Source organism: Pseudomonas sp. IPO3747, assembly GCF_013385245.1.
Taxonomy (GTDB): domain Bacteria; phylum Pseudomonadota; class Gammaproteobacteria; order Pseudomonadales; family Pseudomonadaceae; genus Aquipseudomonas; species Aquipseudomonas edaphica.
This window is the reverse complement of sequence record NZ_JACAQL010000031.1, coordinates 79872-91145: the sequence shown is the minus strand read 5'-3', so window position 1 is coordinate 91145 and position 11274 is coordinate 79872. Positions and strand designations below refer to the sequence as shown.

Genomic DNA, 11274 nt, shown 5'->3' with positions numbered 1-11274 from the left:
ACATGAGCGTCTTGAATTTCCCGCGTATCTACCTGGGCGGCCATATGTTCTGGAACCCGCCGACGGCCAACAACAACGACATGTACCCGCTGTACGATGCGGTAAAAATGCAGATGAACTGGCCGTTCTTGAAGGCCTTCGACATCACGCCACTGAATGCCGCCAGCACCTTGCTGCCCTGGACCATCGCCCCGCTGCCGCCCGCCAGCGTGCCCGACTACGTGATGCAGGTGCCAGGCAATGCCGGGCAGTTGACCACGCCGATGATCCCTGGCGAGTGGAACCTGTTCGGCGACAATGCCTGCGGCACCGTGAGCTACAACCAGACCCAGTCGGTGATCACCGGCGGCGAGTTGCCCGGCGGTGGCTATGTGGACCAGGACCCGCTGATCAACCAGAGCTTCCAGTTGCTCGGCAACCCCTTCGGCGGTGCCCCCAGCTCGCCGGCGCGCTTTGTCGACGTGAGCCCCTGGCAGAACACTTTTACCGCGCTGTACTTCGACAAGCTGGTGCTGGGCAACGCCGAGTGCGGCCTGACGCTCAATCGCCAGTTCCGCATGCTCGACCGTTTCCTCAACTTCAACTGGGCCAACCTCGGTGGCCTGGCCTACGTGACCACCACCTGGCAAACCTGTTTCCCCAAAGAGAACCTGGAATGGGTGATCGGCAATTCCGCCTTGCTGCAAAACCTGCAGACCCAGATGGCGCAGCAAAATGCCAAGGGCTTGATGTTCCGTTTTTCGACCTACCTGACGTGCTACGACAAGAACGGCATCCTCAACAACTACCCGCCGATCGACACCCACTCCTCCAGCGCGGCGGCCCAGGCCCAGGTGCAGGCCATGTACCAACAGGGGCTGGATAACGTCGGCGATATCTTCTTCAACCCGGCCTATAGCCGCACGGTCGGCACCCTGGGCCTGTGGCTCGACGATGAGTTCCCCACCGCCCCCGCCGGCCGGCGCCTGGTGCCGGCCGGTGCAGTGCCCATCTACAAGACCTCGCCGGACACGGCCACCCAGGCGCAGCTCGGGGTGATCTCGGCGCAGGCCCACGACAACACCCTGTCGCTGGACCTGGGCAATGCCTTCCCGTTCTACCCGATCGACAAGACGGCCGACATCCCGGTCGCGGCCAAATTCCAGGCCGGCAATTACCAGATCGGCATCCGCCAGGGCACGCAATTCAGCCCGCTGGCCAGTTTTGGTTATGACGATTATCAACAGGCGGCTTTCGACAAACGCTCGGGCATCCTCGACCTGCCGCTGGGCGTGGACGCCCAGGCACTCCTGCAAACCGGCACCCTGGAACTGCAACAGCCCGGCACCACGCCCGTGATCGCCGCGACCCAGCAGATGTGGACCGCCGAAGTCGTCGAGAGCGCCAGCTTTATCGACGTGGGCGACACCAAAACCCTGCAGGTGATGGTGCAATACGACGGCCTGCCCGCGCCTGCCGGCACCACGTTGTGGGTGGCCGAATACGGCAATGCCTACATGCTGTGTACCACCGACTATTACCTGGCCTTCAGCAACGCGGCCAACTTCACCCTGTTCAACAACGACCCGGCCAACCCGGCCAATAACAGCGCCAATTGGCCGCAATTTCAAGGCGCAACCACGCTGCGCAGCCACGTGACCGAGGGCACCGGTCGCCAATTGATGGCCACGCGGCTGGCGGTGTCAGCCGATCAAATGACGCCGGTGACCTACCAGGAATTTTTACCGACACCTGCGGCAGTGGCCTTAAGCCCGACGCTCACGTTCGCCAACCCGATCGCCATGCAAGGCACCTTGCAAGACCCGCTCAACAATACGGTGCAATACAGCCTGGCGAAGATCCAGACCGACGCCAACGGCATCGCCAACCTGACCGTCACCGCCCAGGCGCCGGGTTTTCCGACCTTGCGTTTCTTTGTGCAGGAAGGTCAGCAGGCACCGGCGATCCCGTTCAGCTTCCCGCTGCCCACGGCCTTCACCGACTTCCTCGCGCCGCTGCGGGTGCTGCCGCTGGAACCGCAGTTGCAGCAGAACTTCGTCAACGCCTGGAACCTGATTTATCAACGCGAAAACGCTGGCCAGCTGATCTGGGAGACCTTCATCTACCCCTTCATCCTGCAGCCGTTTTATTACCTGTACCCGATCATGAGCAAGTTCATGCCGCTCAACTCCTTGTCGCGCATTGAGGGCGCGGTGGACCAACTGATTGTGTTGATCAGCAAGCCCTATCAGGAAGAAAGCACCCTGGCGATGCCCATTACGCGAGACATGCCGCAAAGCCGTCGAGCCGTACTGGAGTTGTGGGCGCAAGCCTTGGTGAAACGCAACTACCCGCCCGTGCAATTGAGCATGAGCGACTACCACTAAGCCACACGCAGGAGCGCCGGGTGGCCTGACGGCTGCCCGGCACCTCACAGGAGTGTCCTATGAACACCAGCCTTTTGAGCCGACTGTTGCTGCTGCTTGTGCTGCTCAGCCCCGCCGCGTTTGCCGCCGACGACAGCGGCGCCGTGTACTTCACCAATGGTGTACACAACAGCGAAGGGTGCAACGCGCAGAACGGCAACTGCATCGCCAAACGCGCGCCAGGCGAGCCGTCCGATCCGTTTTTTCCGGCGCAATGGATCAGCGACTGGACGATGTACCGGGTCATGAACAACTACGCGAAAAACCCGCCGCCCTATAGCAATCCACCCTCGACCCTCACACCTGCCGACTACACGGTCTCGCGCGGGACGAGCTACTACGACACCACGTATATCCCGCCGGATGGCGACGGCTTCGGCGCGATGATGGAGCACTACGAGAAGTACTGCCTGCCGATCTTCCCGATCAAGAACAACAACTACACCTGCTCATTCGTGTCCCTGGGCAACAAGGCGTACTTTTTGACTTACCCGCAGGACCGCCCGAAAGACATGCCGGCCTGCTGCATGTTTTCGCCGATGAACCACCCACCGCGCCAGGACTTTATCGAGCACCTGCCCTACAGCGCCGAGCGCAGCAAAAACCTCAACGCCAGCGTGCAGGCCTATGCCCTGGACCTGCAATCACCGTCGGGGCCGATCCTGTTTGGTTATGCCTTCAACAAGCGCCAGACAGGCTCACCACCCTACCGTTCGCCGCAGTCGTTCTTCTTTTCCGGGGACACCAGCGTGGCCAATGCGCCGATCGTGAGCCAGAACTACACCAACTTCCGTATCGCCAAACCCGACCCCAGGCAGACCTGGGACCAAGTGGCTGCGATGTGCCCGTCCAACCCGCCGCCTTGCCAGCTGTTCGAGCCGCCGGCCTCCCAGAGCAACGGCCATAAGGCGCAGTGGAACCAACTGATGCAGCGTAAGCCTTGAGGAAGATCATCATGAAAACACTACTGAGTGTGATGCTGCTGGGGCTGGTCAGCCTGCCGGCCCTGGCGCGCGAAGCACCGCAGCCGTCGACGCTGGCCACGCAGCTCAACTGCCAGCCACCCACCAGCGCCCCCGCCGCGAATGCGCCGCAGGACCAGTTCGATCAATACAGCTGGCAGATGTTCGTCGCCCTGAACTGGCCGGCCCAGGACGGGCAGCGTGGCACGCCCAACTGCAACAAACAGCCTGGGGATTCTGGCTACACCGTGTGGCAGACCTACAAGACCGTCAGTGAGATCTTCCTGCCGGGCGCCGCCAACCCTGGGCCGTGGAACAGCCCGCTGACGGCCCGCAGCCTGGGCATCATTAATATCGCTGCGTTGAAGAACAGTTCGCTGGTCAACTCCATCGACCAGGCGGTCGGTGGCTGGCTGATCGACCAGGCGGGCAACCCGACCTACTACGATATCTCGGCCAACCAGGCGTCCTATAACTACATTGTCGGCAACCGCTTCTACAACGCGAATGTGGTGTCCAAAGCCAATAACATCAGCTTCCCCAATGGGGTGATCGAGATCAAATCGAGCTGGCGTATCCTCACGCCCAGGGACAACGCCAGCCATTACCTGACGCAGATTGCGCGCGTGGCCACCTTCAACAGCCAGGGCCAACGCACCGGGGTGACCGAGGCGTATCTGGGGTTGGTGGGCCTGCATATCATTACCAAGGTCAATGGCTACCCGCAGTGGATCTGGTCGACCTTCGAGCAGATCGAAAACGTGCCGCCCAAGGCCAAGGTCAATGGCCAGTGGGTCGATCAGCCGGTGTCCGGTACGGCGTATTCCTACTACACCCCGTTGGCCCCGGCCGCCACGCTCAACCAGTCGCCGTGCAACTGGCAGACCCAGGGCACGCAACTGGTCTGTGTGCCCAAGCCCGGCACCACATTCAAGACGCCGAACCCGCTTAACCGCGTCACGCCGATTGCCGACGCCACCGGCTGGGTGAATGCCAATTACCAAGCCAACCCCGGCCTGCAACGCAGCGTCTTGAAGTACTACCAGCTGATCACCACCCAGCGCCCGCTGATGCCCAACAACCCGAGCAACCCACTGGGCCAGCCGACACCGGCGCTGTCGGCCAACGTGACCATGGAGAGTTATATCCAGCCCAACAGCAGCTGCATGAATTGCCATTCCATGGCCACACCGGTGAAGAGCCCGTTCAAGTCTGACTTCTCGTACCTGTTCAAATTTGCCAACCCTCCCGTCACCCCACACGCCACGGACAAGGAATAGACCATGAGCATCCTCAATGGACCACGACTGAATTTCTGGGGCGGCATCCGCACCGACGTGAGCTTGCCGAACAACTCGCCGACCATCCCGTTCAATGGCAACCCGAACTGGCCGCTGTTTGACCTGACCACCTCGACCCTGGCGCCGGGTGCGCAGTCTTATACCGATGACCAACTGAACAACATGATCAACGCGCCGGCCGGCAACTACTACACCGCCGGCGGCTGGAACCACTATGGCCAGCATGTGGTGGACATGCAGAACGCCCTGATCAGTTCCCAAGGTGTGCCGGGCAACATCAGCACCACCGGCGACCTGATTGGCCAGCCGGTGTACCTGCTCGGCTCGGTGGACCCGCTGACCGGCCAGGGCCCGGTCTCCGGCCCGATGATGGTGGACCTGGACCCCAGCGCCTCGACCACCACGCAGATTTTTGTGGGTGGCCTGCAAATAGGTGGCAACGACAATATCCAGTTGCTGATCCGCAACAATGCGGTGTGCAGCAGTTACGACGTGACCGGCCGCGTGCTCGACCCGGCAAAAATGGACGCACCGGGCTCGTTCCATGCCAGTGGCACGTTCCAGTTGACCTTCCCGCTGAGCAGTATCGTCAGCTGGAACCAGAACAGCGCCGGCCTCAAGGCGATTATCCAGGCGCCGGGGGCGACGGGCATTGTCTTGCGGTTTGTGATGTTTGAGATGTGCCCGCAGATGACCACGGCGCAGTTGGACGCCGATTACGCCGCCGGTAAATATACGCCTAACCCGAGCATCGGCCGGGTGATCGGCACCCTGGCCCCGGCGTTTGCCGGCGAGTTGCCGGGCTGCCAGCCAGGCCGCCAGATCGTCAACCAGGCCACGGGCAACGCCGCCTATGCGGCGCTGGGCAACAACGGTTTGCTGAGCCTCGATATGGTCAACGTCATCCCCAAGCAAACCTTCCGCGCCGTGCGCGATGACATCACCAGCCCCATCGGGCCGAATGCCAATTACGGGCCGGTGACCATTGCCGCCGGTGCCGCGCCGCTGACGACACTCAATCCCACCGCCAGCCCGCTGGTCAATTACTACGTGTATGGCGGTATCGTTGACCTGCCCCTGAATACCAGCCAACAGCAAGCCGTGAGGACCACGGCGCTGAACATCACCGCCCCCAATGCAGTGAACGGTAAAAAACTCAACGCCACCGAAGCGACGTACCGGGTGTATGCCGACCAGCGCAATGTGTACCTGGAGGACTACCCCACTGGTTTGACCATCACCTTGCGCGTCAGCTACCTGGGCGGACCAGTGCCCAACGCCACCAAGGTGAGCCTCGCAGCCAGCGCGCCGGGGGCTTACGATCAAAAGCAGTATTTTGACTTCCTTAACTTCCCCACGTCTCTGACCGTGAATGCCGGGCAACAGACGGTGAGCTTCCCGGTCACGCTCAAAAGCGGCAGTGCCGGCCAGGCCGGTTTTGTCGCGCTGACCTGCACGGCCAACGGCGTGGACGATGGCGCCTTCTTCACCAACTTGCGCAAATACGCCCAGACTGATTTCGGCATAGCCAAGGGCAGCACCATCACCTGGGCACAGGTTTACCCGAACGTGTTGCGCTTTCACTACCTGGCCTTCCCCGCCATGTCGCGCTACGTACCGCTCAACCAGCCCGACGCGATCATGGGCGCCAAAAACGCGATTTTGGCGCGCACCTCGGACGCCTACAAAGGCACCACGCTGTTCATGCCGGTCGTGCGCTCGATGTCGCCGGCCCAGCGTGCGTTGCTGCGCGCCTACCTCACCGGCAGCCCATGGCAGCCGCCGCAATAGGAGCACACCCCATGACCTTGCATATTCCGGCGCAGCCTATTGAGGCACTGCACCCCATTACACTGATCGCCGACGGCCTGCTCAACCCACGCGGCCTGTGCCTGCAAGACGATGGCAGCCTGCTGTTGGCCGAAGCCGGCTCCGGCCTGGCGGACCAGCCCTTCAGCGGCCGCATCAGCCAACTTCAACCCGACCCTGCGCGGCCTGGTGAATACTTGCCCGGCAAAGTCATCGCCCAAGGCTTTCGCAGCATGAACATGCAGGCGCGCATGCTGCGCGATGAAATCATGGGCGTGTCGGACATCGCCTGTGTTGATGGGCGTTGCCTGGCCAGCCTGACCGATTATGTCGGCGGCTCGCAACTGCTCGACCTGCAATACAACCCGCCTGAGCCGGTGTTCCACAGCCGGGGCAATTTGAATGCGCTGTGCTACCACCCCACGCGCCGCAGCTGGCTGGCGGTAAAACCTGATACCAATCAACTGGTGGAGTTCACACAAGGCAGGGACGAACGGGTGCTGGCGCAACTGCCGGAACTCGATCAGGGCCAGGAAGCCGTGCCCGTGACCCTGGTGTACGAACCGCAGACGGATGCAGTGCTGATCAGCCTGTTCTCTGGCGAGCTGCACGGCGACCCGGCGCGCAAGGGCATCGACTTTGCCGACTTTGCCGGCCAAGTGATCCGCGTGCACCCGGCCACCGGGCAGATGGAAGTGGTGATACGCGGCCTGCAATTGCCCACGGGCCTTGCGTTGTGCCCGCGCGGCAGGCTGCTGGTGCTGGAACTGTGCAGCCACCTGCAACAACCGCTGCTGCCGGACTGGAGCGGCGAGCCGCTGCACGGCGGTTTTACCCGATTCAGTGGGCGTTTGCTGCGTTGCAACCTGCACACCCGGGAAGTCGAAGTGCTGGTGCGCGGCCTGGATACGCCGTCCAACTTATGTGTGGTACAGGACGCCGTGCTGATCAGCGAAGGCATGGGCCTGGCCGGGCGGCCAATCCCCACGCCCTACAACACAGTGGTGCCATTGAGCGGCAAGATAAGGCGGGTGCCGCTTTGAAACCATGCCCTACGCAGTCAAGCAAGTCGAATCAGAAATCGAGCTGAAGAAAAGCAACCCGTGGCGAGCAGGCTTGCCACAGTGACAGTGTTCGTCCTTGATTAAAGGGTATCGCGGGTTATTCAAAGACCTTGAAAGCGCTGGCTCTGAAAACGGCCTTATACCGCGTCCTCCAGCAGCAAGACGGTCGCAGGCCCCGCACGAAACGACGGATTGTGTTGGGCCGCTTCCACCATATGAGGGGCGACATGGTGGGCGTCCAATGCAGCCTTTGAAGCCCATTTTTCGATGAGGACAAAGCTGTCGGGGTTGCCCACCACGGGATGCAAATCATAGTTCAGGCACCCGTGCTCGGCCCGCACCTTAGGTGCCAGCGCCTGAAACGCTGCCAACTGCTGCAAGCCCTTGCCGGGCTGGGTATTGATCATCACGACAAGCCGCACTTCATTTGGCATGAACACACCGTCACTTAGGCTGGATAAGGAAGCAGCACAGTACTTGAGCGTGATGCCTGGGTGCAAAAAACATAATTCACATGCAGATTTCACGCGTTTTTCACAGTGGCGCGCCTAGCCTGAACTCAGCTCCTAAGTGAACACCTTTTAAGCCCGCGCCCCCATCGTGGGCTTTTCTTTGTCTGGTTTTACCTGCGTGCCGAGCGGTTAGAGGTGTAGACAGCCCAGGCCATGCCCCGCCAACAACGTGAAGGCATTCACACTTCCGCAACGCCAGTGTTGAAGCACAAAAATTGCCCCAATAGTATTTCCCTCCACCCGAGCGCCCAACTTTATACGGATATTGCTCTGCGCCAGCTCGGGCGCTGACACGTGTGCAGGCAATCAAACATTGAGGTTTACCATGCGTCTTACCCAACTCGCACCCGCCGCCGCCCTGTTCAGCCTGTTTACCCTGCCCGCCCACGCCGCCGACCTGACAGCCTTGACGGGCGCGCTGTCCTCCGCCCTGGGTGGCAGCAGCAACAACACCGTCAACACCACGACCAACAACGCGTCCTGCCAGCAGCAGATCCGCGATCTGCAGGCCAACATCAATGCAGCCAACGCCAAAGGCGACACCTTGCGCGCGACAGCCTTTCAGGCGGCCCTGACGCAAACCAACAAAAGCTGCAGTAACGCGCGTTACAACACCCAGGCGCAGGTGGATACCAACCCACAACACCAGCAAAACGTGAACAAGGCTGCGGATGCGATTAATGCCATTGGTGGTTTGTTCAAGTAAGTCGAAATTTGATGTGAGAAGAGCCCGCGGTTGCGGGCTTTTTTACGACCGGTACTTGGCTATCTGCCGTGTGCAGCCCGAGGAGGTAGACATGCTTTAATGCACGCCTATCACCCTGCAAAGGGAATTGCCCGATGAGAAAATACCTCCAGTGCTCGGAGTGTTAAGGATATTTCAAATGAACGGACGCACCTTGCTGGTCGTTATGTTGCTTGCCCACCCCACGCTATCCGTTGCAGCCACCCAACCTGCCGACGGGAAGGTACTCGGGGCAAGCGATGGCCTGATGTACTCCCGGGCGCAATTCACCTGCGGGGCGCTGCCCGCCGATCTTGTTGCCGATTACGTAAAGGCATCCAAGCTGATTGCAGGGCCAAGCGCGGAATACGATGAAGGCTATGAACAAGTCGTCTCCCGAGGGGAGCGCAATTGGCCGGCCATCCCGAGCGCTGAGCAGCGAGCACTCGAATGCCAGAAGTCGAAAGAGGACCTGGCGATCAAGGTGAAGTTGGCACAACGCTGGTTTCCTGAGGCTTACAAGTAAGCGCTGGAAGTTATTGCCACCCGCTCATATTTATCTAACGGAGCGCCCACTCCATGGTCAGCGACCTCTCACAAAACTGAGGCTCTCAAAATATTTAAGGATATTTCAATACGTTATATACTATATTTAATTTTCAAATAACACTAAACGCATAACTCCTTTATAAAGATCAACACAACAAGAAAACAGCGAACACGTGATAAGCCTATAGCACTCCACGCTCAATGGACACGAAGGAATGTAAACTTATGACTGTCTCAACGAAAAATCTTGTTAATCCAACTGCCTCTTCGGCAGGAATCCAGACGAGTGAAGATTACCAAAGCCTCCTGAATTTTTCACACGCTTATGATCGAGGAGGATTTAATTTAAATGGAAAGCCGTCTTACACCATTACGCAGGCAGCGGATGAAATAACCCGAGGCGGTTACTATTGGGGCGACAATGACCATAACGGCAAATACAATTTCACCTACAGCTTTCTGACTTCAGAAAGTAAATCTTACGCCGCCGAGAAAGTTTCCGGCTTCACCGCTTTCAACGCACAACAAAAGTCCCAGGCAGCCCTTTCGTTCCAATCCTGGTCGGACGTCGCTAATATCTCATTCCGTGAATCTAAAAGCGGAGGCGACGGACATATATCCTTGGGTAACTATAGCAATGATCTGCAGCATGGCGGTGCCCGGTCGGCTTTCGCGTTCTACCCAAACAACAGCGAAAACAGTGACGCCCTGTTTTATACCAATAAAAGCTACCAGGAAAATTTAACGCCAGCGAACGGCAATTACGGCCGTCAAACGCTAACCCATGAAATTGGTCACACGCTTGGCCTGCAACACCCAGGCGCCTACGATGCCAGTGTGGGTCAGCCGTCCTATTCGGATGCGAAATATGCCGAAGATACACACGGCTACTCCGTGATGAGTTACTGGAACGAGAGCAACACCCATCAAAACTTCAGTAAAGGCGGGGGCGAAGCCTATGCAGCCGGCCCGCTGATCGACGACATCGCTGCGATCCAGAAGCTCTACGGCGCCAACTACGCCACCCGCGCCGGCGACACCACCTACGGGTTCAACTCCAATACCGGACGGGACTTCTACAGTGCCGCCTCCAATGCCGACAAGCTGGTGTTCTCGGTATGGGACGGTGGCGGCAACGACACCCTGGACTTCTCCGGCTTCACCCAGAACCAGAAGATCAACCTCACTGAAGGCGCGTTCTCCGACGTCGGCGGCCTGGTGGGTAACGTGTCCATCGCCAAGGGCGTTACCCTCGAGAACGCTTTTGGTGGCGCAGGCAACGACCTGATTATTGGCAACAACACAGCCAACATCATCAAAGGCGGTGCCGGCGACGACATCATCTACGGCGGTGGCGGTGCGGACCAACTATGGGGCGGCGCCGGCAACGACACGTTTGTGTATGGTGCCAGTTCCGACTCCAGGCCAGGGGCTGCAGACAGGATTTTTGACTTCACCTCGGGCTCCGACAAGATCGACCTGTCGGGCATTACCAAAGGTGCAGGCTTGAGCTTCGTCAATGCATTCACCGGGCATGCCGGCGATGCTGTGCTGAGCTATGCCTCGGGTACCAACCTGGGCACCTTGGCGGTGGACTTCTCCGGGCACGGCGTGGCCGATTTCCTCGTCACCACCGTGGGCCAGGCGGCCATCAGCGACATCGTGGCGTGATCTAAAGCGCGGTGCTTCGGCGCCGCGTTCTGAGGAGCCAGAAGTGGATTCTGGCCTTTAGACTAATTGTCGTAGAAGTACCACATTACAGCTATCACGGTGGCAACCCATCCTAGGGTAAGCAAAAATGATAGACCTGCGAGCCGCTTATCCATGGTGCCCTATCAAAAACCGGATGACCGCAATACGAACGCATCCAATCAGAGTAGTTGAGTGTTCTCAGTGTGCAATATCACGTGCCTGATGATCAGTCCTTGGTCGCCAGCGTCAGTGATTA

General features: G+C 59.5%; 9 protein-coding genes. 8 read left to right on the top strand and 1 reads right to left on the bottom strand.

What is annotated here, in order from left to right; genetic code table 11:
* Positions 1–2: 2 nt before the first annotated feature.
* Genes HX790_RS28785 through HX790_RS28765 form a run of 5 tightly spaced genes read left to right on the top strand, consistent with a single transcriptional unit; the run spans position 3 to position 7520 of the window.
* Complete coding sequence (locus HX790_RS28785; RefSeq protein ID WP_176992578.1) at positions 3–2366, top strand: hypothetical protein; 2364 nt, start codon at positions 3–5, stop codon at positions 2364–2366.
* A 59-nt stretch (positions 2367–2425) separates the two neighbouring features.
* A complete protein-coding gene (locus HX790_RS28780) occupies positions 2426–3349 on the top strand; it encodes a hypothetical protein (protein ID WP_176992577.1) in 924 nt (307 codons plus the stop codon).
* An 11-nt stretch (positions 3350–3360) separates the two neighbouring features.
* Complete coding sequence (locus tag HX790_RS28775) at positions 3361–4647, top strand: hypothetical protein (RefSeq protein ID WP_017136545.1); 1287 nt, start codon at positions 3361–3363, stop codon at positions 4645–4647.
* Between the two features lie 3 nt (positions 4648–4650).
* A complete protein-coding gene (locus tag HX790_RS28770) occupies positions 4651–6459 on the top strand; it encodes a hypothetical protein (protein ID WP_017136546.1) in 1809 nt (602 codons plus the stop codon).
* A gap of 11 nt (positions 6460–6470) precedes the next feature.
* The gene (locus tag HX790_RS28765) at positions 6471–7520 is read left to right on the top strand and encodes a hypothetical protein (RefSeq protein WP_026013656.1); all 1050 of its coding nucleotides are present in this window, start codon (positions 6471–6473) and stop codon (positions 7518–7520) included.
* Between the two features lie 158 nt (positions 7521–7678).
* Here HX790_RS28765 and HX790_RS28760 read toward each other — a convergent pair whose 3' ends face one another.
* The gene (locus HX790_RS28760) at positions 7679–7975 is read right to left on the bottom strand and encodes a putative quinol monooxygenase (RefSeq protein ID WP_099547926.1); all 297 of its coding nucleotides are present in this window, start codon (positions 7973–7975) and stop codon (positions 7679–7681) included.
* 403 nt (positions 7976–8378) lie between these two features.
* Here HX790_RS28760 and HX790_RS28755 point away from each other — a divergent pair, with 403 nt between their 5' ends.
* From HX790_RS28755 to HX790_RS28745, 3 genes are all read left to right on the top strand, one after another.
* Positions 8379–8759, top strand: a complete 381-nt coding sequence (locus tag HX790_RS28755) for a DUF1090 family protein (RefSeq protein ID WP_017136550.1) — start codon at positions 8379–8381, stop codon at positions 8757–8759.
* 178 nt (positions 8760–8937) lie between these two features.
* The gene (locus tag HX790_RS28750; protein ID WP_176992576.1) at positions 8938–9303 is read left to right on the top strand and encodes a hypothetical protein; all 366 of its coding nucleotides are present in this window, start codon (positions 8938–8940) and stop codon (positions 9301–9303) included.
* A gap of 248 nt (positions 9304–9551) precedes the next feature.
* Complete coding sequence (locus HX790_RS28745; RefSeq protein WP_176992575.1) at positions 9552–10997, top strand: serralysin family metalloprotease; 1446 nt, start codon at positions 9552–9554, stop codon at positions 10995–10997.
* The last annotated feature ends 277 nt before the right edge of the window (positions 10998–11274 follow it).

Coding starts and splice junctions, on each gene's coding strand:
- HX790_RS28765 (WP_026013656.1), top strand. CDS start 6,471: ATGACCTTGCATATTCCGGCGCAGCCTATTGAGGCACTGCACCCCATT.
- HX790_RS28745 (WP_176992575.1), top strand. CDS start 9,552: ATGACTGTCTCAACGAAAAATCTTGTTAATCCAACTGCCTCTTCGGCA.
- HX790_RS28775 (WP_017136545.1), top strand. CDS start 3,361: ATGAAAACACTACTGAGTGTGATGCTGCTGGGGCTGGTCAGCCTGCCG.
- HX790_RS28750 (WP_176992576.1), top strand. CDS start 8,938: ATGAACGGACGCACCTTGCTGGTCGTTATGTTGCTTGCCCACCCCACG.
- HX790_RS28770 (WP_017136546.1), top strand. CDS start 4,651: ATGAGCATCCTCAATGGACCACGACTGAATTTCTGGGGCGGCATCCGC.
- HX790_RS28755 (WP_017136550.1), top strand. CDS start 8,379: ATGCGTCTTACCCAACTCGCACCCGCCGCCGCCCTGTTCAGCCTGTTT.
- HX790_RS28785 (WP_176992578.1), top strand. CDS start 3: ATGAGCGTCTTGAATTTCCCGCGTATCTACCTGGGCGGCCATATGTTC.
- HX790_RS28780 (WP_176992577.1), top strand. CDS start 2,426: ATGAACACCAGCCTTTTGAGCCGACTGTTGCTGCTGCTTGTGCTGCTC.
- HX790_RS28760 (WP_099547926.1), bottom strand. CDS start 7,975: ATGCCAAATGAAGTGCGGCTTGTCGTGATGATCAATACCCAGCCCGGC.